The organism is Aminobacterium sp. MB27-C1, assembly GCF_030908405.1.
In the GTDB taxonomy this organism is placed as follows: domain Bacteria; phylum Synergistota; class Synergistia; order Synergistales; family Aminobacteriaceae; genus Aminobacterium.
Window position 1 is genome coordinate 1,322,865 of the sequence record NZ_CP133089.1, and the last position, 21,582, is coordinate 1,344,446.

Genomic DNA, 21,582 nt, shown 5'->3' on the forward strand with positions numbered 1-21,582 from the left:
TTTCCCTCCTAATTTTTCAAAACACCTAAATCCCCAACTTCTCGGAAAATACCATTACAACGAGAAAGCAAAGCTAATCTGTTTTGTCTGACATCAAGATCTTTATCCATAATCATAACATCATCAAAGAAAACAGTAATACGAGGAGAAAGTCTCGTGAGAAGTGACATTAACTCATCCCAATCATACTTTTGCAATGCTTCCTCTACGAGTGGCTGCATTTCGTTCATTTCATCAAAGAGAGCCTTTTCCACGTCTTTCTGGAAAAGAGGCGTGTTAACATCAGAAGAAACATCCTCAGCCTTTGACAATATATTTCTCACGCGAACAGCTGCTGTTACAAGATCCACGAACCATTCTTCGCTTTTTACTTTGTTTACAACGTTCAAGAAACGTAGAACCTGTAAAGGTCTTCTTCCAGTCACTGAAATAGCAAGAGACACAAGATCGTGTTCGAATCCCTTTTCTTTCAGCTGTACATGCAAACGTTGCTCAAAGAAAGTCCAAACCTGCTCCATAATTTCAGAAGATACGTCAGCATCTTTTCCAGCCTGCTCCATAATATTCAAAAGATCAATATCAAGATTAAGTCCCCATATAATTTCATTGATGCATCTAGCAGCACGCCTGAGGGCGTAAGGATCTTGAGATCCTGTAGGCTGTAATCCAACCTTATGGCAGTTTACTATCACGTAAACACGTTCGGCTATTCCAAGGAGAGCACCTACAGTATCAGAAGGAACAACATCGCCTGCAAATTTAGGTAAATACTGTTCATAAATAGCTTTGGCAACCCTTTCCGGTTCCCCATTACGTAAAGCATATTCTCTTCCCATAACCCCCTGAAGTTCAGGGAACTCATAGACCATATTCGTCAACAAATCACACTTAGAAAGCCATGCAGCACGATCTACCAATTTTGCAACGTCAGAATATCCCTGAGTTTCACAAATATATTTTGCCAATTTTTGAGTTGCCATCATCTTATCGTAAAGAGTTCCTAATTTTTCCTGATAGAGAATATCCTTCAATTCTTCTACTCGGCTTGCCAAAGATTTCTTCTGATCTTCGGTCCAGAAGAACGAAGCATCCTCTAATCTAGCTCTAAGAACCCGTTCATTCCCTTCACGCACAACACCCATATTGGTGGCTCTATTGTTACTTACTCCTACAAAATATGGCATCAATTTTCCCGATTCGTTTCTGACTGGGAAATATTTCTGATGTTTTTTCATACTTGTAGTAAGAACCTCTTCTGGAATTTCAAGGAATTTTTTGTCAAAAGACCCATAAAAAGGAACCGGAAACTCCACAAGATACAAGTTTTCTTCCACTAATTCAGGATCTAATTCGACCTTTCCACCTATCTCTTTTTCAAGAGCATTGATACCAGAGATCATTTTCTGTTTTCTCTTCTCTTGGTCTACGATAACGTAATTATCGTAAAGTTTTTCCATAAATTCAGCTGCATCATTGATCTCTATATTTCTAGCACCCATAAAGCGATGGCCCCGAGTAACATTACCGCTCTGTATACCACCATAATTAAATGGAATGACTGTACTATCAAGCAAAGAAACAATCCATCTGATAGGTCGTGCAAACTTAACAGTCGAATCAGACCAATACATATTTTTGGGAAAGACAAGCTGATTTATAACTGAAGGCAATATTTCAGGAAGTAACTCCTGAACAGGATTCCCTTGCTCGGAAATAACAGCAAAAGCATATCGCACTCCATCAACTTCTTTGGGGAGCAGATTTTCATACTCGACTCCCTTGCTTTTTGCAAAGCCCAAAGCTGCTTTTGTCGGATTCCCATTTGCATCAAAAGCAGAATCCCATGTAGGGCCTTTATAGTTCATAACCTTATCGTCCTGCTTTTCTTCTATATCACGCACAACTAAAGCCATACGACGAGGTGTTCCATAAGCAGCTACCCGCCCATATTTGATACGTGCAGCATCAAACTCTTTTTCTACGTTGTTCACAAGTGTATCTAACGCATTGGGAAGAAAGCGAGAAGGGATTTCTTCTGTTCCTATTTCCAATAAAAGATTTTTATATGCCATGAGTCTTCACCTCTTCCTAAACCTAACGAGAGAATTTATTCATAAAGGGATAGTTCATTTCTTCCCGTTTTGCTGCGTACTCTTCACAGCAACGACTTGCCAATGTCCGTATACGAGAAATATAGCCGGTACGCTCTGTTACACTGATGGCATTTCGCGCATCAAGAAGGTTGAAGGTATGAGAACATTTCAAGACATAGTCATAAGCAGGGAGAATGTATCCTTTAGCAAGAATATGATTCGCTTCAGCCTCATACATAGCGAAAAGTTTAAAAAGCATATCTGTATCAGCTATTTCGAAATTGTAATGGGAAAATTCCACTTCATCCCAGTGGTGGATATCTCCATACGTTACATCGTTGACCCAGGCAAGGTCATATACATTCTCAACTTTTTGAACAAACATGGCGATCCGCTCAATTCCATAAGTCAATTCTGCCGGAACAAGAGCCATGTCTACGCCACCAACTTGCTGGAAATAGGTGAACTGAGTAACTTCCATTCCATCAAGCCATACTTCCCATCCTAGTCCCCATGCACCAACTGTCGGGGATTCCCAGTCATCTTCAACAAAGCGTATATCATGTTCCTCAGGCTCTATACCTAAAGCACCAAGACTGGCAAGATATATCTCCTGTATATTATCTGGCGCCGGCTGAACAATAACCTGATACTGATAATAATGTTGTAACCTGTTCGGATTTTCTCCATAACGTCCATCTGTCGGTCTTCTTGAAGGCTCGACATATGCTACTTTCCACGGTTCTGGGCCAAGCACCCGTAAAGCAGTTGCAGGGTTCATAGTACCTGCACCTACCTCTATATCATACGGTTGCTGAATGACACATCCCTGTTCAGCCCAAAAACGCTCAAGGCGAAAAATAATTTCTTGAAAGTTCACACCAAAGACCTCCCTTTCAACGAACCCTGCATTTCTTCCTGTATATTTAATTTTCTAATTATTTTTTTCTAAAAGAAATTTCAACCGCTCTATTTGAGCCTTTAAAAAAACGCCCTCCATTGAAAATTCCTGAGCAGGCAGACTTTTACGAGAAATCAACGCCGCCACCTGGAGAGCTTTCAAATCATTATAAGGAACAACTCCACCCACTTTATTGGAACAACGAGAACAAAGTAACCCTGTTTCTGACCAAAAAGCTTCGGATGTAAGTTCTTTACCACATTGCTCACAAGAAAACAAATCTGGAGCTTCCCCACGAATATGCAGCCATCTCCATAAAAGACGCCACGAAAGCAAAAGGGGATCTACTCCATCACTCAAAGAACGCATCGTCCAATATAGTAAGGCAAGCAAACTATCTTCTGCAATTCCAGAACATGTATAACGAGCAATCAGCCTATTCCATTGCAATCCAACAGAAAGTTTTTGCGCATCAAGACGCAATTTCCACATATCGTCTTTAATATCAATAGATTTGACATAAAAACGCTTAGGCCCCTTATAAAGGTTAAAAGAACCCCATGTGAGAGGTTCTGTGGCGCCGCCAAATCGAACTCGTCCTCGAGCCGAACCTGGTGCTTGAGCCCAAACTGGCCCTATCTTTTTTAAAAAAAGTTGTAAAGACATATCGCCTTCAGCACTTATTGTGCGACGCAAAACTATTCCAGAACTAGAAAAAAGGCCTTGCGTTAAAAAATCCACAGCGATAGTATCACCTTCCTGTATATCCCATCCTCCGAAGTTCACTTTCTGACTGCCGCCATCCTGGGCGAACTTTAACCCAGAGATCAAGAAAAACCTTATGGCCTGTCATTTTCTCCAGATCAGCACGGGCATAGCTTCCTATTTCTTTTATTTTACGTCCCTTTTTTCCTATAATGATCGTCTTTTGACCATCTCTCTCTACAACAAGATTCGCACGTATATAAAGGACATCTCTCTCCGGGTATTCATCAGGACTCTTATACTCTTCTATCTCTACAGCCAAACTATGTGGAACCTCTTCATGAGTCAGGCGTAAAACCTTTTCTCTGATTATCTCTCCAGCTAAAAAACGCTCAGGACTATCAGTAAGAACCTCTTCGTCATACCACGGGAAGCCTTCAGGTAGCCTTTTTTTAATAGTTTGTACAAGACGTTCTATATTATACCCTTTTTTTGCTGAGACTCCCAAGACCTCTGCAAAAGGCAACATTTCTTGAAAGATAGATATCACCTTGTTAAGCCTTTTTTTACTTTCTTGTACCCTGTCAGCTTTGTTGATGACAAGTAAAATAGGCGTAGTAACTTCTTTAAGAATATCTACAATTCGTTCGTCTTCTGGGGAAAGTTTGCTATCCTCTGCCTCTACTACATAGAGGATCAAATCAGCATTTTCGAGAGAACGTATAGCTGCGGTTACTAAGGCTTCGCCTAATTTATGCCTTGGCTTATGAATCCCAGGAGTATCTGTAAAAACAATTTGAAGTCCAGGTTCATTATAAATTCCATGTATGGCATTTCTCGTTGTTTGAGGTTTCTCTGAAACAATAGATACCTTATACGTAAGAATAGCATTTAATAGAGAAGATTTTCCTACGTTAGGACGCCCTACAATAGGTACTATCCCAAATTTAAAATCCATTTCTTCCATTAGTCTTGTAAGTCCTCTCTGCCAAAAGGATAAGGGAAAAGTTCGCGTAACGAAACTATCTGCAGCTTGTTTTCTCCATTTTCAAACACCAGAATCATTTCAGGATTAAACTCCCACAACACTTGACGGCACGCTCCACATGGATAACAAGGTTTCCCCTTTGTCCCTACAACGGCAAGCGCAAGGGGGGATTTTTCTCCGCGAGCAACCATCTGTACAATTGTGCTTCTTTCTGCGCAAAGAGTAAGGCTGTAAGAAGAATTTTCTACATTACATCCAGTGATTATGTTATCGTCACTTAAAAGCAAAGCTGCTCCCACAGCAAAATGTGAGTAGGGAGAATATGAAAAAAACTGGACCTCCCTCGCCGCCCCCATAAGAAGCTCAGGAGTAACGGCAAGAGAAGGCCAGGGAGAATTTATATTATTCGTCATCTTCTTGGATGTCATCTTTTAATACCTCATGAAACCTCAAAAGTTTTATGCGGTGATCTTCCACATCAAGAACCTCTATCTCCCATTTCCCATATTGAAGAATGGCACCTTTTTCAGGGAAGCCTCCGGTTAAAGCGAGAATAAGACCACCGACACTTTCTGCATCTTCTGATTCAAACGAGTAATTCAATATTTCACTAAGATCTTCTAAACTTACATTTGCCTGGACAAGATAGTTGCCACCCGTCTCTTTTAATACGGGCGCAGTTTCTGAATCGTATTCGTCTTGTATTTCACCAACTATCTCTTCAAGAAGATCTTCCAGCGTAACGAGACCTGCTGTTCCCCCATATTCATCGACAACTATGGCCATATGGACATGTCTATTTTTCATAATATTAAACACATCTACAATTTTCATTGTTTCAGGCACGAAGAGAGCATCTCTCTTAAGTTTGGAAACAGGCTCTTCACTCATTCCTGAATAAAGATACGGGATGGTATCTTTCACATAGAGAATTCCTTCAATATCATCGAGGCTTTCTCCGTATACGGGAACTCTGGAATGTCCGAACTCCTGAAAAATGCTAACTGATTCTCCTATTGTTGCGTTACTGGCAATAGCGTTCATGTCTGTCCTTGGAATCATAATCTCATAGACACGAGTCTCTTCGAAAGAGATAATACCATGAATCATCTTGCGCTCCACTGCTTCGAGAGCACCAGATGCTTCTCCAATATTAACCATTTGTTCTATTTCTTCTCTTGTCACAAAGGGATGTTGCGTCTTTAAATCCACTCCAAAAAGAAGGCCTATCATCCGCACAAAATGATTCATGATCCATATGAAAGGTGCGAAGATCAGACCAAGGAAACGCAATATAGGAAGAGTGACAAGCAGAATTGATTCTGATTTTATAATAGCTATACTTTTTGGCAAAATTTCACCAAAAATGACAATGACCACAGTCATAATGATAACTGCACCAAAAACACCTTTATGACCGAACAAGATAATTGCCAATGAAGTTGCTACAGCACTCGCTGCTATATTAACAAGGTTGTTTGAAACAAGAGTAATAGTAAGAGCACGTTGTGTATCTCCCACTAACCATTGGAAAAAACGACGTTGAAATGGATGGCGTTCTTGCAACGCAAGCAACTTTCCCCTTCCCGCTGCTGTTATCGCTGTTTCTGCACTACTAAAAAACGCAGAAAGGAGTAGCAAAAACAGAAGAAAGAAACCATATCTCATGGCAGACAGAGGAATATCCACTAGAGAATCAGTCCTCCTTCTATAGGGGAAACACCCTGTCTCTGTTCAGAACACCAATTTTCGCGAATTCTAAATTGAAGGTTCCACATTGCTTCTTTTTTTTCTTCCGTGTCATGATCCAATCCTAAAAGGTGAAGGAATCCATGTGCCACCATTAAATAAAGTTCTTCAATAAACGACACATTGTTTTGGCTGGCATTTTCCCTAACAATTTCTTCACAAATGAGGATATCCCCTAATGGCAGAATATCCCATCCTTGAGGAGGGAGAAACTCTCCATTTTCTTCCCACATAGGGAAAGAAAGGACATCTGTTGGTTCGTCTATCTCGCGATATTCCCTGTTCTTTTCTTGCATTTCTGATGGGGAAACAATAGAAATAGAAACTTCAGCCTCTTGGTCATCATACTTTTCCGGGAAGAGATGGTTGACAACCCTCTCCAATATTTCCTCGCGGCCCTCTAATTTTCTAAGGGCCTTACTACTTTCAGATTCTCCTTCATCAATATTGTCAAGACATAAATGAACCTTCACGTGTTACGCCTCCTGTTAATTTTCATTTTTTAGATTCTCCTGAGTCAGCTCAGGAGTGGTATCCTTTTTATCCTCTTCTTCTGAGGATTGAATTTCTTTTACCTTACGACCATGATAAACTGATTGCAATGCATAAATCAAGGCTTCTTTAATCTCTGATAAATCTTTTAAAGTAAAATCTACGTTATCAAGCTGGCCTTCCGCAACCTTGGAATCAATAACTCCTGATATCACTTTTTCCAAGTCTTGTATTCCAGATATATTTTTTCTATCTGCGCGAACAGCAGCTTCAACTGAATCCGCTAGCATTAATAGTGCCGTCTCTCTGCATGAGGGACGAGGGCCGGGATAACAAAACTGCTCTCGTGGTAATTTTTCACCTTGTGAATTTGATTTACGGTAAAAATAAGAAAGACACGTTGTACCATGGTGTTCAGCTATAAATTGACGTAATTTCGCGGGCAAATGATATTCATTGGCTATTTCAAGACCTTCCCTTACGTGTGCAATAATAACTAACGCAGAAAGGGATGGGGTCAGCTCGTCATGAATATTTTCCCCTTCCATCTGGTTTTCCACAAAGAAATGAGGTCGACGTAATTTCCCTATATCATGGTAATAAGCACCAGCCCTTATAAGATACGCATTCATACCCAACCTATCAGCCGCAGTTTCTGCTAAAGTCCCAACCATAAGCGAGTGATGATATGTTCCAGGGGCCTCTATTTGAAGTTTTTTGAGTAAAGGCTGAGTGGGATACGAAAGCTCCATAAGGCGCAAGGGAGACATGATATCAAAGAAATTTTCCCATATAGGGAGAAAAGCAATAACCACCGTTCCCCACAAGGCTTCTGCCAAGCATGAGATCAAAAAGACCTGCCACGTTAATTCCAATGAAATCGCCCATCGTGCAAATATTCCCGCAAAAACAGGAAGAAGGCCTGCAATAAAAAGTTGCCTCCATAAGTGACTTCTCGAATGCACATCTCTAAAGAAGAAGCGTCCTGTCATAGCTGCAGTAAGCCCCATAAAACTGACAAGCACAATTTCAGAGGTAGAAAAAGCTGACATGAGTATTGACGCAATAATAGAGGCACCAAAGATAACCTGAAATCCTAAAGAAAAGGGCAGTACAAGATAGGCCCATCCCGTAAGGGTAACGATAGCAACTCCTCGCGCCCCTAAAAGGCCTGAAATATACTCAGCAAACCAATAAGCACCAACAACACACGCTATATAGATTTCATTGAGGTCATAGTTTTGCCCTCCTGAAGCAAAAGCAGGCAAGCGAATCCAAAAAGGCCAACACAGTATAAGGAGAAAAGAAAGAGTAAAAATTTTCCATGGGAAATGCTGTTGTAAATATCCTTGCGAAAGAAGGATGCGAGCAAGCTGGGGAGTAATAATTTCTCCCTTCTCAACAATAACATCGCCTACTTTTAGATATTGTTCGATAGGCTTCAAACTAGAAGCAAGGTCACTTCGTAGATTCTGCGTTAATTCTTCGTCTACTTTTACGGCAGGTCGAAGCACATCTTCTAGAAGTTGATATATTAAATTATTTAAGTCCATAGGCAAATCAAGGGATTCAATTTCCAACCAAAGAGCTTCAGGCGTCGGGTTGCTAAAAGTATCCGCATTGTTTTCTTTTAAAAGGATGTTAAACCCTATTTTCGCAACCGCTTTTAATGCCGTCTCCTTTTTTGTTTTGGGCAACTGATTTAGAAGGGTTACAAGATCTTTGGAAATCATAGCCCCTTCAAGATCACCGGCCTCCAACATTTTAAATTGCGTTGTCATTGAATTAAGCGCGTCAGAATCACGAACCAGAACACCAGATATGGTGTTCTGAACACGATCACGCAACAATTTCGTTTTATCTTCATCGACATATTTCATGGGAGAAATGGCAAGATAAGCACGAGGGGCAGGATGTCCTTCTACAAAACCATATCTTCCTTCATCAAAAAACCATCTAACAGAAAGAAGCATTACAGCAAAAAGGACAAGCAAAATAACAGAATAGAGACGTACAGTTCCTTCTCCTTCCATTAACCGTGATTTCAAACGTTTCAATTTTTTAAGAAATTTAAAACTACTTATTCCGTTGCTCATACTCTTCATATGCTCTGACAACACGCTGAACTATCTCATGACGCACTACATCATGATTAGTAAGTTCTAAAAAGGCTATTCCTTCAACACCTTCTAATATATCTCTCACCTGAATCAATCCTGACTTTTTTCCCGAAGGAAGATCTATCTGAGTAATATCTCCAGTAATAACAGCTTTAGAACCAAAACCAAGGCGTGTTAAAAACATCTTCATTTGTTCGGGTGTCGTATTTTGTGCTTCGTCGAGAATGATAAAACTATCATTAAGAGTTCGCCCCCGCATATAAGCTAAAGGAGCTATCTCTATAACACTTTTATCAATATAACGTAAAAAACGTTCCGGCGAAAAAAGATCGTAAAAAGCATCATAAAGAGGACGAACATAAGGCGCAACCTTTTCTCTTAAATCTCCTGGCAAATAGCCGAGACTTTCTCCTGCTTCTACAGCTGGCCTAACTAAAACGATACGACTTATCGTTCCCGCTTTCAACATGGCAACTGCCTGACAAACAGCAAGATAGGTTTTCCCCGTTCCAGCCGGTCCGATAGAAAAGACTATATCATGGGTACGCATTGCCTCAATATATGCTTTTTGCCCGCCGGTTTTTGGACGAACAGGTTTTCCTCTCGCCGTTGTGCATATAATATCATTATAGAGGGGGGCAAGATTTGCCTTCCCCTCTATTGCGATCATATCCATACCATATCTCACATCAGCTGCGAGAATCTGATGACCATGTTTTGCTACTTTAAAAAGCTCTTCAAGGTACCCATATACGGTCTCTATAACATCTTTATCTGGGCCTTGAATAGTTATTTGTTCTCCTCGTACAACAAGGCGTACAGGAAAGCGTTCTTCAATAGCTTGAAAATTCTCGTCATTATTTCCTGCAAGACGAGCCATTACATCTTGGTCAGAAATAGTTAGCATTTTAGAAAAAGAATTTTCTTCCGTTGCTCTTAAATGATTCTCACTCATATATTTGTAATACCTCGTATTTCTTTAGACTGGGTATCCAGCTCCATCAACCAACGTTTCAAGACCTATGTCTCTTTTCGTTTTTTTTGCGTATTTTTTCATGAGAAAATCCTTGGCCACTGCCGGGAATAAGACATAAGAAAGGGCATCTTCCGGTTGTAGAGCCCAAGGTTCCACAGCTTTTTTAGCCGCTTCCATTTCAGGAGCTATTTTCTCTCCTGGACGGCAGGTAATGGGCTCTTCATCCCCTACAGCCTTTTTCTTAATGTCTGAATCCACTTCTGCTGGTGGTTTACCATAGAACCCAAGGAAGTAATTACGAACTTCTTTAGGAATAATCTTCCATCGCTCACCAACCAGAACATTTAGAGTAGCCTGTGTTCCCACTATCTGACTTGTCGGAGTAACAAGGGGAGGATATCCCATCTCTTTTCTCACGCGAGGAACTTCCTGCAAAACTTCTTCTAACCTGTTCAATGCATTCTGTTCCCGCAACTGATTGACAAGATTAGAATACATTCCGCCTGGGATCTGATATATAAGTACATTAATATCTACGCCTGCCAATTTTACAAAAATGTCCTTATATTTTTCACGAACTTTTTTAAAGTGGTTGGCAATAGGTACAAGTTTGTCTAATTTAAGGCCAGTATCATACTCTCCGCCGGCAAGTGCCGCAACAAGAGACTCTGTAGGAGGCTGACTCGTTCCCATCGAAAATGGAGATATAGCACAATCTACAACATCCGCTCCCGCTTCAATAGCAGCAAGATAAGACATGGAAGCCATTCCACTCGTATAGTGTGAGTGAACCTGCACAGGAAGACCTGCTTTTTTCTTAATAGCTTTCACCAATTTAGCCGCATCTACAGGGCTTAAAAGGCCTGCCATATCTTTGATACAGATGGAATCAGCACCCATTCCCTTCATCTTAGCAGCAAGATCTGCAAAGGCAGAAAGCGTGTGAACAGGCGATAGTGTATAAGAAATTGTAAGCTGCAAATGGGCACCCTCTTTTTTCACCTGATCAGCGGCAACTTCCATGTTACGCAAATCGTTGAGAGCATCAAAAATACGTATAATATCAAGGCCATTACCAACGGCTCTTTTCACAAATTCTCTTACGGTATCGTCAGCATAGTGCCTATACCCTACAACGTTCTGGCCTCGAAGAAGCATTTGAAGTTTCGTCTTTTTAAACATTTTACGAAGTACGCGCAATCTTTCCCAAGGGTCTTCGTCGAGAAACCGCATACAAGAATCAAAGGTCGCCCCACCCCAAACTTCTAGGGAATGGTAGCCAATTTCATCCATCATTTCTGCAACAGGAAGCATATCCTCAATACGCATCCTCGTCGCCATGAGAGATTGGTGAGCATCTCGCAAAGCAGTCTCAGTAATGCCAACTTTTGCCACGTTCAAATTCTCAATTTTGGCAATCCTGGACGTTTTTTCCTTCTTATCACTTTTGACAGCGTTCTTATTATTTCCTTCTTTCATGATCATTCACAGCCTCCATTACTGTAATGATGAGTCGCAAGTTTTTTTCGACTGTCCAAAGGAAGACTCAGATCGTTTTGCTTCATTCCAAAAACAATCAAGGTCTTTTAGTTGATAATCTTCCCACTCTCTTCCCTCTTGATGAACCATTTTTTCTACCTGGCGAAACCTCTCTTCGAATTTTTTATTGGCTCTTTGAAGCGCAATATCAGGATTGACTCCCAAATGTCGAGAAAGGTTTACTACAGCAAAAAATAAATCCCCTAACTCTTCTTCCACTCTCTCTTGTTCCTCTTGGTTCACAGCTGCCTCTACTTCGCTTAGCTCTTCTTTTATTTTATCTGTAACTGGCTTTATATCTCCTTTTTCCCAATCAAAACCTACATGAGAAACTTTTGCCTGAATACGATATGCCTTCAGAAGTGGGGGCAAACTTTCTGGGATGCCAGCGAGAACAGACTTATCTTCTCGCTTCTTTAAGGATTTTTCTTTAACCTTAATCTTTTCCCAATTAGCAAGAACATCAGCACTCCCATTTACTTCCATTTCACCAAAAACATGCGGATGCCTTCGTATGAGCTTATCACAAATTTCGGATATTACATCTTTTATATCAAAAAAACCCTGTTCTCTCGCCAATTGTGCTACAAAAACAATTTGAAGCAAAACGTCTCCCGCTTCTTCCTTCATTTCGTCTATATCTTGCTGAGAAATAGCATCTACAAGTTCGTATGCTTCTTCAATTATGTGACTTCTAAGAGTTTCGAAAGTCTGCTCTCTATCCCACGGACATCCTTCTGGAGCTCGAAGTCGGGCCATTATAGATACAAGCCGTTCAAGGTCGGCATTTACTGTTGTACTCATTTTTTACCCTCCATATCCAGCTTTGTCGATAAAAGCGATTGAATAGCGTTAGCCGCATTACTCATACCTTTATAGCCGCCTGGACCTACTATACGATCAATCGTTTTTATCCATCCCTTTATATTTTTCAGTTTAGAATATAAATCCTCTTTTTTAAACATAATCACAGTTTGATCTAATCCAGAAACTATAGACGTTATTCCAACAAACGATCCACAATTTCGCACAATTGCTGTATTAATAAGATAGGCAAGTGCATCTGGTAATGGGCCAAACCTATCGCGAATTTCCTTCCGCAACTCTTCTAATTCCTGCCAGGTACTATTTTTCAACAATCGTCTATACAATGTAATACGAATATTTTCCTGAGGAATATAACTAGACGGAATCGCTCCTGTAAGTTCACTATCAACTGGAGTCTCAAGGAAAAGTTCGCCTCTTACTCTAGCAATTTCTTCTTCAAGCATTTTGTAATATAAATGGTAGCCCATATGTTCTCCTTGTCCATGCTGAGTCACACCGACAAGATCTCCACTACCTCTTATTTTCAAATCCTGGAGGGCCAAATTATAGCCTGAGCCAATGTCGGAAAAAGCCGAAATCGCTTCAAAACGCTCGGCGGTTTCTTTTTGAAGAGGAACATTTTCCGGATAAAGGAAAAAAGCGTATGCTCCCTCTTCTCGGCGTCCTACTCTGCCTCGAAGTTGATACATTTGTGCCAAACCTAATTCTTGCGCATTATCCACTATCAAAGTATTGGCTCGTGGAATATCAAGTCCACTTTCAACTATTGTCGTACAGACTAAAATATCCAAGTTTCCATTGTAAAAATCCAACATCGTTATTTCAAGATCGCGCTCAGCCAATTGACCGTGTGCGATTCCAATTTTTGCATCGGGAAACATATGTTTTAGTTCTACAAATATATTTTTCAAACGGTTAATTCGATTAGAGACAAAAAACACCTGACCGCCTCTATTTAATTCTCGTAAAACAGCTCTCTCCATAACATCTTTCCGTCTTGGACCCACCATAGTCAATACAGGAAGTCTATTATAAGGCGGGGTCGAGATAACAGAGAAGCTTCTCAAACCACGTAACGACAAAGAGAGGGTTCTTGGGATAGGTGTAGCTGAAAGAGTTAAAACGTCAATTCCTTCTCTTGTCTCTTTTAGCTTTTCTTTATGCATAACTCCAAATCGATGTTCTTCATCAACAATGAGAAGGCCTAGATCAGCAAATTCTATATCTTTTTGAAGAAGCCGCTGTGTTCCGATAAGTATATCTACACGTCCATTTTTCGTATCTTCCAAAATCTTTTTCTGCTTCGAAGAAGATATAAAACGGGATAAAACCTCAATTCGCAAGGGGAAACCAGCCATACGACTTCGAAATGTATGGTAGTGTTGTTGAGCTAATATAGTTGTTGGAACAAGCACAACCACTTGTTTACCAGCTTCAGCTGCTTTAAAAGCAGCACGCATGGCTACTTCTGTTTTACCAAAACCCACATCCCCAACTAACAACCTATCCATAGGATACGGACTTTCCATATCCTCACAAATGTCTTTTTCAGCTTGCAACTGATCAGAAGTCTCAACATATGTGAAAGCCTCCACAAAATGCCTATACATTTCTGTGTTTGGTGGGAAGGCGTATCCTTTTAGCAACTCTCTTCGAGCATAGAGGCGAATAAGAGTCTTAACCTCTTCCTGAATTCGCTCTTTCGTTCTTTCCAGGCTCTTTTTCCATCGCGTTCCGCGTAAGGAATCGAGAACAGCATCTGCCGTTGCTTCTTCGTGCAAAGGAGAAATTTTATGAACCTGCACAAATGGAACAAGTAGTCTTTGCTTATTTGCAAATTCAAGAACAAGAGAATCAAGCTTCTCTTCCCCTGAAATTATCTCCTCAACACCTCTATAAACAGCAACTCCATAATCTTCGTGGATAACTAATTGGTTCTCTATTAATCTTTCTTTCCAATCGAGTGGGAGGGCTCGCCAGGGTTTAGCGCTTCTTGATACGGTAACACCTGCTATCTCATAATCTGATATCCATACCTCTTTACGAGATACATCTATAAAACCTTTGGAGAGAGCTCCTTTATGAAAGATGACATGCGATTGTATTTCTTTATCATTTTGTAGCGATGTCCCAGAAGAAACAATATGAATAGAATATAACTCTTTACGCCAATATGTACATGTCCACTTAAACTTTTCTATATCCCCTCGAAAGTGAGGACATTCTTGTATATCAAACGACTCTTCAGAACGAGCAATAGTCGTACTAATTCTAACTTTAGATTTTGCAGATAAAGTAGAAATGACAAAATCAGGCCATGATGGTAAAGATGGGATATCCCCTTCATGTCGAAGATCTTCCCACAACCATCGATATGATTCAGCTTTATTTTCTATGAGAGAAGGCTCGAAAAGAATAACTTTGCACGAGGAGGGGAGGATATCTTCCAACACCTTTTTTCTAGCTGTCTTTATACTATGAATTTCAATCTCTTCAAGTTCAGAAACGCTTGTTTGACTCTGAGGGTGGAAAGAGCGAATACTCTCTATTTCCTCATCGAAAAACTCAACCCGGATGGGCAAAGCATATGCCGGATCATAAATATCAACGATAAATCCCCTCACGACATACTGTCCTGGACTCCAGACAAGATCAACTCGCTCATATCCAGCATTTTCCAACCATGAAAGAAGGCGGCTACGAATATAATTCGAATTTCGTTTCAAATGGAATAGTCCGTCTCCTATAAGGAAAGGAGAGAGCAAGCCACCAGGAGTTGTGGCCAGTATTCCGCCCTTTTTCTCCCACGAAGATAAAACCTCTCCCCGTTGAAGATAGAGAGGTTTATTGCGTATCCCCTCTACTGTCAATGGCAATTCATATAAAAGTTCTGCACTTTCGCCTTGCCAAAGGTTTTCGTAATCTGAGATAAAATCTTCAGCCTGTCTTTGATCAGGCAGCACAACAAGAAGAGGTGGCGTATTACGACCAACAACCCATGCACGAGAAGCTCCATCTATAGGAAGATGGATATGTCCACCCTTTTTCCAAAGATATTCTTTAATATTCCAAAGTAATCCTTCTGGTTCTTTTTTCTCCATATTTGATAATTTTATAAGTATCAATCCTTGTTATCATAATAAAAATGGCGAGACATCGGTCTCGCCATTTAATTATCATCTTTCCCTGTCCGTTCCTTCTTAGCATTAATCAGGCTCATAGCTGATTGAATTTCTTCTTTAAGCCACAGCTCTACTGCATTTACAGCCTCATCCAAAACGTCAGGAAGTAAAGATCGCTCTTCTGACGGGAAGGTTCCGATTACCCAGGATATCATGTCTCTCCCCATGGGAACAGCACCGACTCCTACCCTAAGACGCGGAACGTTCAATGTTTGAAGAGCTCCTAAAATTGATGCAAGGCCATTATGTCCACCCGCAGAACCTTTTGTTCTCAATCGCAATTTTCCAAAAGGAAGCGCAACATCATCACTTACCACGAGTACATCTTCAGGCTCAATTTTGTAAAATCTACAAACCTGCCCAACAGATTTACCACTAAGATTCATGTAGGTAAGAGGTTTCAAGAAAATACATTTTTCGCCACAGATGAACTCAGGGCCCCATACCATACCATCAAATTTCAAAGAAGGAGCACCTAGCGAATGAGAATCAATAAAACGATCGAGAATCATCCAGCCTACGTTATGACGAGTTAAAGCGTATTCAACGCCAGGATTACCAAGACCTACAATAAGTCGCAAGAGAAACTACTCCTCTTCTTCCTCCTTGGCCTTTCCTTTCGCCACGACCTCTACTTCTCCAGCTGCGGTTTCCTCTTCTTCTTCCTCAGTCTCAGTTTCAATCTGAGGTAATGCGACAGAAACTACCATCTCTTCCGGATCAATAACAATCTCAGCACTCTCAGGAAGTGAAAGGTCTTTGACTAAGAAACTATCGCCAACTTTCAAGCCAGAAACATTAAGAACCACAGAATCTGGAATCTCTATTGGCAATACGTCCATTTCAATTTCATACAATGTCTGTTCAAGAACAGCTCCCTGTTTAAGAGCAGCGCAAGCCTCTTTACCTTCAAGCAAGACAGGAACATTAACAGCAACCTTACGTCCCTTAACAAGCTGGATAAAATCAATGTGCATTACATCTTGGGTAATAATATTCTTCTGCACTTCTCTCATGAGGCACATTTCTTCCTTACCGTCGGGAAGGGTTGCAAGAATACGAATAGTCTCCCAGTGACCGGAACGAATCAATGGTGCCACTTCTGAAACCTTCACTTTTGCAGTAATAGAATCCTTATATTCGGGACCATAAAATACTGCTGGGACATAGCCGGTGGGTCTCAGCTTCTTGACGGCTTCTTTCCCCTTCTCACTTCTCTCTTCAAGAGCTATCTTTACGAACTCAGCCATCTACAAACATCCTCCTTTTAGAAAAACAAATGCTACCGAAAGCACATTATTAACTGAATAAACTGCTAACGGATCTGTCACTGTGCACTCGAGCTATTGCTTCCGCAAATAACGGAGCAATAGATAGCTGTGTAATTTTATCCAACTTTTTGTTTTCAGGCAATGGAATTGTGTCAGCTAAAATAACACTATCTATATCAGCTTTTTCCAGCCTCTCAATAGCTGGCCCGGAAAGAACTCCATGAGTTGCACAAGCATAAACTTTCTGAGCTCCACGCTCTTTTAAAGCAGCAGCTGCATTACAGATAGTTCCTGCAGTATCTATGATATCGTCAATGAGTATGGCTACTTTACCTTCTACATCTCCTATAATTTCCATTACTTCGCAAAGATTAGCCACGTCATGGGAACGACGTTTATCTACTATAGCAAGATCAGCATTTAAAGTTACAGCAAAACGACGTGCGCGAACAACTCCACCTACATCAGGAGCGACTACGACCACTTCGTCTCTTTTTATCTCACTGGGGAAGTTTTCCTTGAAATAATTCGCCAAAAGAGGAACCCCTGTCAAATGATCAACGGGAATATCGAAAAAGCCCTGAATCTGTCCTGCATGTAAATCTGCAGTTATCAGACGAGAAGCTCCACTATGTTCCATAAGATTTGCTACAAGTTTGGCAGATATTGGATCTCTTGCCTTTGTCTTTCGATCTTGCCGAGCATATCCAAAATACGGAGTTACGACATTGATTCGATAGGCAGATGCACGCTTTAAAGCATCAAGCATAATAAAAAGCTGCATAAGATGCTCATTAACGGGATTACATGTAGGTTGCACCACATAAACATCTGCTCCGCGTACACTTTCTTCAATAGAAAGCCCTAGCTCTCCATCGGAAAAGCGAAAATGTTTAGCACGGGATAATTCCACACCCAGTTCCGCGCAAATTCTTTTGGCGAATTCCGGATGGGCTGTTCCCGAAAAAATCTTCAGTTCCCTGGAACTGGAACCCATCACTCCTTACCCCCTTCTTGATTGCTGCCTTTGCGGCGCAAAACCCAGCCCTCTATATTTTTCTGTCTGGCTCGAGCAATGGCAAGGGCCCCTTCAGGAACGTCATCGGTTATAACAGATCCTGCTGCTGTAAAGGAGTCATCACCAAGAGACACTGGCGCAACAAGCATGGTATCGCTTCCTACAAAGCACCTATCACCAATGTGTGTTGGATTTTTCGCAACACCATCGTAATTACAAGTTATTGTTCCTGCACCTATGTTCACATGGTTGCCAATGGTTGCATCTCCTATATAAGACAGATGCGGAACCTTGCTTCCTGAACCAATTGAGCTTTTTTTAATTTCCACAAATTTACCAACAAAGGCTCCTTCTCCTATATGAGCATTATCTCTTATAAAGGAGAATGGACCAATTGTAGCATGGTCTTCTATTTCACTTGCAATTATAGAAACAAAATTAATAATATCAACACTTTTACCTATTACAGTATTGCGAACAAGAGAATGACTCCCTATGTGAGTACCGTCACCTATTTCAGTATTCCCATAAAGTTGAACGAAAGGATCAAGCCATATATCTCCCTCTAGCCTGACCCGAGGTCCGATGAAAACAGAAGAAGGATCAGCACATTTTACACCCTGGCTCATCCAATGATTTAAAATTCTTTGCTTCAAAATAGAAGTAGCTTCAGCAAGCTGAAGAGGGCTGTTAACCCCTTGAAAATCTGTACCGTTATCAAAACAAAGAGCCTCTACGCTCTTGCCCTGCTCATACATAAGCCCAACAACATCAGGCAAATAATACTCCCCCTGCACATTATCGTTAGCAAGAGAGTCAATATTTGAAAGGAGATCGGGAGTTCTGAAAATATATATGCCGCTATTCACTTCCCGTATTTTTTTCTGTTCTTCTGAGGCATCTTTTTCTTCCACGATAGAAAGTGCGTTTGAATCTCTTACTACTCGACCATACCCTGCAGGAGTCTCTGTAATAAAACTAGCGAAAGTACAAGAAGCTGGGGAATCTATATGCGCTTTGACCAAATCAATAAGAATTTCACTCTTTAGGAGAGGTGCATCACCAGGAATAACAAGAATATCTGAAAAAGAGTTCCACCATTCCTTCGATATTTGCACGGCATGCCCTGTTCCTAACTGGTCATGCTGCCATATCACCCGAACTTCAGGACTCATGGCACTTATATAAGTCTGCACAGCATCTCCGCCATGACCAATAACTACTGCTCTATTCTCCAAACCAGCCGCTAGAGCTGCCTGAAGAGGATAAAAAAGGAGGGGCTCTTCAAGAACAGGCTGAAGAACTTTTGGGAGGTTACTTTTCATTCTCGTTCCCTTACCTGCAGCGAGAATCAAAACGCCTACCGTTCGACGATCAAACACTTTCCCCATCACCTTCATTCTATCTATAATCAAACACAAAAGAGGGGGAACCTAAGGTCCCCCTTCTTGTAATATCAGATGGCTGGGGTGGCTGGATTCGAACCAGCGATCACGGATCCAAAGTCCGCCGCCTTGCCGACTTGGCTACACCCCAGTATGAATGCCGGTAAATATACTAGCAGAGGATTCCGACATGTCAAGAAGAGAGTTGATTATTTTTTAAAATCTTATTCAGGAAACCATCTCTTAAAGAGAATGTCAATAGATAAAAAAAGCTATATACTCAAGAAGAAAACTTTTTAGGGGGTTTTTATTCATGTTCGACTCTTTCAGTTTTGCATTGATTCAAGCCAAAGTTCTTCTCATTATGGTAGTAGCAATGCTTATTCTTACCATCCCCTTTGGAGCCATTGCATTCAGAACAGGGAAAAAAGGTTTCATTATTCTTACATGGGCCTTTTTTGCCGCGGGACTTCTCTGTATGGCTCTATATCTTTTACTCTACGTGGGATGGTGGATTGCATGGGCCCCCTTGCTTCCTATCTTAGTTATAGTGCTCATCTTCCACAAAAAGTGACATACAGCCCCCTCTGTTCAAGTCCACATATCCCTGATCTGTAATTTTAAGTTCTGGGATAACGCTAAGAGAAAGGAAACTCATAGCCATAAAAGGATGTGTAATTGAAGTCCCCAAAGTTTCTGCTGCTTTTTCTACATCTTCAATAGCAAGTATAACATCGGAAGCTGTTGAATCGCTCATAAGTCCCCCTACTGGCAAAGGAAGTGAAGCCAAAATCTGATCCCCTGACGCCACGACTAAACCTCCGCCTAAATTTCGAAGCTCTCTCAAGGCCGTTATTATAGATATATCGTCCATTCCAGCAGCAATAAAATTATGAGCGTCATGAGCAACTGAAGAGGCAAGTGCTCCTTTTTTAAGATCAAGTCCCTTCACGAAACCGGTAAAGAAACGTCGACTATCGCTATTTTTATCGACAACAACTATTTTTGCAATATCCCTCTTCTTGTCCGCAGTAACTTTTCCATTTGTGATTGTAGGATTTTCAATTAGATGTGTAGTAACAACTTGTCCCCTTCTAAAACCAATAAGCCTGATTTTTTTATTACCGGAAGGTTCTATGGAAATATCTTCCACTGTAGGGATATGGAAGACTTCGCTACTTTGAGGATAATTATGTTCACGTTTAAAGGGCGCTCCAAGTAATTCTCTGTTTTCAACCACTTTTTTCCCCTTTTTCCAAACATTGATAACATTACATGTTTCAAGAGAATCTAATAACACGAGATCGGCAATATAGCCAGGAGCAACTGCCCCTCGGTCAAAAAGTCTAAAATAACGGGCAGGAGAAAGCGTTACCATCCGAAGAGCAACAAGAGGGGAAAGACCCTTTTTTATAGAAAGACGAAGTGTTTCGTCTAAATGTCCTTTTGTCTGAAGATGATTTGCAGTTAAGTCATCGCTCACAAACATAGCGCATGAAGAGCGTGCTTCATTTTCCTTAATAAGAGGTAGTAACTCTTCTAAGTTATGTTCTGTTGCACCTTGGCGGATCATGAGCCACATTCCGCGTCTAAGTTTTTCCAACCCCTCTTCTTTCGTCGAACTTTCATGATCACTGGAGCACCCACTTAACAAATAAGCGCACAACTCCTTCCCTGTTACTCCTGGAGCATGACCACTTCGCACTACATCCCAAGATGCAAATATTTTTCCCCACATTTCTGCATCACCATGTATAACAGCAGGATAGTTCATCACTTCTCCAAGAGTAGTACACCAACCCTCTTCGTAAGTCCTTTTTATAGCCAAAGCGTCAAGTTCCTCGCGAGGAGTTTCAAAGGGTGAGGCGGGAACACACGAAGGTGCCGTCAAAAAAATGTCTAGGGGTAAATGAAGTGACTCCTCATACATAAATGAAAGTCCCTCCATGCCACATGTATTGGCTATTTCATGGGGATCAGCAATAACGGTTGTTGTTCCCCGAGGTAAAACCATTTCAGCAAAGCCTGCGGGAGTAAGCATGGTACTCTCTATATGACAATGACCTTCAATAAAACCGGGAGCAAGCACGGCATTCTTCGCGTCGACTTCCTCTTTTCCATAATATCCTGTACCAATACCAACAATATAACCATCGTAAATGGCTACATCCTTTTTCTCAAATTCAAGAGAAAAGACATTTGCTACTTTCGCATTCTTGATAACTACGTCAGCTGCTAATTCTCCCCTTGCTACTGCTAACATCTTTTTTATATTCACAATATAATCCTCCCAAAGGCCAAGAAAGACCCTTATAATAAGAACCTATAACGATCA

18 protein-coding genes and 1 tRNA gene are annotated in these 21,582 nt (G+C 41.0%); 1 reads left to right on the forward strand and 18 read right to left on the reverse strand.

What is annotated here, in order from left to right:
• Positions 1-8 precede the first annotated feature (8 nt).
• The 17 genes from glyS to RBH88_RS06450 all read right to left on the reverse strand — a co-directional run bounded on the left by glyS (position 9) and on the right by RBH88_RS06450 (position 19,398).
• Positions 9-2,072 carry a glycine--tRNA ligase subunit beta gene (gene glyS / locus RBH88_RS06370; RefSeq protein WP_213701772.1) on the reverse strand — a complete coding sequence of 688 codons (2,064 nt, stop codon included), beginning with the start codon at positions 2,070-2,072 and terminating at the stop codon, positions 9-11.
• A 22-nt stretch (positions 2,073-2,094) separates the two neighbouring features.
• Entirely contained in the window at positions 2,095-2,973 is an 879-nt protein-coding gene (gene glyQ, locus RBH88_RS06375) for a glycine--tRNA ligase subunit alpha (RefSeq protein WP_213690695.1), read from the reverse strand.
• A 54-nt stretch (positions 2,974-3,027) separates the two neighbouring features.
• Positions 3,028-3,780, reverse strand: a complete 753-nt coding sequence (gene recO, locus RBH88_RS06380) for a DNA repair protein RecO (protein WP_213690694.1) — start codon at positions 3,778-3,780, stop codon at positions 3,028-3,030.
• On the reverse strand, positions 3,746-4,666 hold the full coding sequence (era, locus tag RBH88_RS06385) for a GTPase Era (RefSeq protein ID WP_213690693.1): 921 nt from the start codon (positions 4,664-4,666) through the stop codon (positions 3,746-3,748). Before era ends, recO begins: the two co-directional genes overlap by 35 nt.
• Positions 4,666-5,115, reverse strand: coding sequence for a cytidine deaminase (locus RBH88_RS06390; RefSeq protein ID WP_213690692.1), 450 nt, complete (start codon positions 5,113-5,115; stop codon positions 4,666-4,668). Before RBH88_RS06390 ends, era begins: the two co-directional genes overlap by 1 nt.
• On the reverse strand, positions 5,090-6,376 hold the full coding sequence (locus RBH88_RS06395) for a hemolysin family protein (protein WP_307879461.1): 1,287 nt from the start codon (positions 6,374-6,376) through the stop codon (positions 5,090-5,092). The genes RBH88_RS06390 and RBH88_RS06395 overlap by 26 nt, the downstream gene beginning before the upstream one ends.
• Complete coding sequence (gene ybeY, locus RBH88_RS06400) at positions 6,376-6,909, reverse strand: rRNA maturation RNase YbeY (RefSeq protein ID WP_213690691.1); 534 nt, start codon at positions 6,907-6,909, stop codon at positions 6,376-6,378. The genes RBH88_RS06395 and ybeY overlap by 1 nt, the downstream gene beginning before the upstream one ends.
• A 15-nt stretch (positions 6,910-6,924) precedes the next feature.
• On the reverse strand, positions 6,925-9,024 hold the full coding sequence (locus RBH88_RS06405) for an HD family phosphohydrolase (RefSeq protein WP_213690690.1): 2,100 nt from the start codon (positions 9,022-9,024) through the stop codon (positions 6,925-6,927).
• Complete coding sequence (locus tag RBH88_RS06410) at positions 9,005-10,003, reverse strand: PhoH family protein (protein ID WP_213690689.1); 999 nt, start codon at positions 10,001-10,003, stop codon at positions 9,005-9,007. The genes RBH88_RS06405 and RBH88_RS06410 overlap by 20 nt, the downstream gene beginning before the upstream one ends.
• A 24-nt stretch (positions 10,004-10,027) precedes the next feature.
• Positions 10,028-11,509 carry a pyruvate carboxylase subunit B gene (locus tag RBH88_RS06415; protein ID WP_307879462.1) on the reverse strand — a complete coding sequence of 494 codons (1,482 nt, stop codon included), beginning with the start codon at positions 11,507-11,509 and terminating at the stop codon, positions 10,028-10,030.
• Between the two features lie 12 nt (positions 11,510-11,521).
• Complete coding sequence (gene mazG, locus RBH88_RS06420; protein WP_307879463.1) at positions 11,522-12,367, reverse strand: nucleoside triphosphate pyrophosphohydrolase; 846 nt, start codon at positions 12,365-12,367, stop codon at positions 11,522-11,524.
• On the reverse strand, positions 12,364-15,492 hold the full coding sequence (locus tag RBH88_RS06425; protein ID WP_213701773.1) for a DEAD/DEAH box helicase: 3,129 nt from the start codon (positions 15,490-15,492) through the stop codon (positions 12,364-12,366). The genes mazG and RBH88_RS06425 overlap by 4 nt, the downstream gene beginning before the upstream one ends.
• 68 nt (positions 15,493-15,560) lie before the next feature.
• Positions 15,561-16,154: an aminoacyl-tRNA hydrolase gene (gene pth, locus RBH88_RS06430; protein ID WP_213690686.1), complete on the reverse strand. Its 594-nt coding sequence runs from the start codon at positions 16,152-16,154 to the stop codon at positions 15,561-15,563.
• Between the two features lie 6 nt (positions 16,155-16,160).
• Positions 16,161-16,823, reverse strand: coding sequence for a 50S ribosomal protein L25 (locus RBH88_RS06435; protein ID WP_213690685.1), 663 nt, complete (start codon positions 16,821-16,823; stop codon positions 16,161-16,163).
• Between the two features lie 49 nt (positions 16,824-16,872).
• The gene (locus RBH88_RS06440; protein WP_213690702.1) at positions 16,873-17,841 is read right to left on the reverse strand and encodes a ribose-phosphate pyrophosphokinase; all 969 of its coding nucleotides are present in this window, start codon (positions 17,839-17,841) and stop codon (positions 16,873-16,875) included.
• Positions 17,841-19,244 carry a bifunctional UDP-N-acetylglucosamine diphosphorylase/glucosamine-1-phosphate N-acetyltransferase GlmU gene (glmU, locus tag RBH88_RS06445; protein ID WP_307879464.1) on the reverse strand — a complete coding sequence of 468 codons (1,404 nt, stop codon included), beginning with the start codon at positions 19,242-19,244 and terminating at the stop codon, positions 17,841-17,843. Before glmU ends, RBH88_RS06440 begins: the two co-directional genes overlap by 1 nt.
• Positions 19,245-19,323: 79 nt before the next feature.
• Positions 19,324-19,398: transfer RNA gene (locus RBH88_RS06450), tRNA-Gln, on the reverse strand.
• Between the two features lie 162 nt (positions 19,399-19,560).
• Between RBH88_RS06450 and RBH88_RS06455 the strand changes: the two genes are divergently transcribed.
• Positions 19,561-19,821, forward strand: a complete 261-nt coding sequence (locus tag RBH88_RS06455) for a hypothetical protein (protein WP_213690683.1) — start codon at positions 19,561-19,563, stop codon at positions 19,819-19,821.
• On the opposite strand, the gene ade is transcribed toward RBH88_RS06455, so the two are convergent.
• A complete protein-coding gene (gene ade / locus RBH88_RS06460; RefSeq protein ID WP_213695644.1) occupies positions 19,789-21,525 on the reverse strand; it encodes an adenine deaminase in 1,737 nt (578 codons plus the stop codon). The two genes, RBH88_RS06455 and ade, sit on opposite strands and share 33 nt — an antisense overlap.
• Positions 21,526-21,582 lie beyond the last annotated feature (57 nt).

Coding starts and splice junctions, on each gene's coding strand:
- glyS (WP_213701772.1), bottom strand. CDS start 2,072: ATGGCATATAAAAATCTTTTATTGGAAATAGGAACAGAAGAAATCCCT.
- era (WP_213690693.1), bottom strand. CDS start 4,666: ATGGAAGAAATGGATTTTAAATTTGGGATAGTACCTATTGTAGGGCGT.
- RBH88_RS06390 (WP_213690692.1), bottom strand. CDS start 5,115: ATGACATCCAAGAAGATGACGAATAATATAAATTCTCCCTGGCCTTCT.
- RBH88_RS06405 (WP_213690690.1), bottom strand. CDS start 9,024: ATGAGCAACGGAATAAGTAGTTTTAAATTTCTTAAAAAATTGAAACGT.
- RBH88_RS06410 (WP_213690689.1), bottom strand. CDS start 10,003: ATGAGTGAGAATCATTTAAGAGCAACGGAAGAAAATTCTTTTTCTAAA.
- RBH88_RS06415 (WP_307879462.1), bottom strand. CDS start 11,509: ATGATCATGAAAGAAGGAAATAATAAGAACGCTGTCAAAAGTGATAAG.
- mazG (WP_307879463.1), bottom strand. CDS start 12,367: ATGAGTACAACAGTAAATGCCGACCTTGAACGGCTTGTATCTATAATG.
- RBH88_RS06425 (WP_213701773.1), bottom strand. CDS start 15,492: ATGGAGAAAAAAGAACCAGAAGGATTACTTTGGAATATTAAAGAATAT.
- RBH88_RS06435 (WP_213690685.1), bottom strand. CDS start 16,823: ATGGCTGAGTTCGTAAAGATAGCTCTTGAAGAGAGAAGTGAGAAGGGG.
- RBH88_RS06440 (WP_213690702.1), bottom strand. CDS start 17,841: ATGGGTTCCAGTTCCAGGGAACTGAAGATTTTTTCGGGAACAGCCCAT.
- RBH88_RS06455 (WP_213690683.1), top strand. CDS start 19,561: ATGTTCGACTCTTTCAGTTTTGCATTGATTCAAGCCAAAGTTCTTCTC.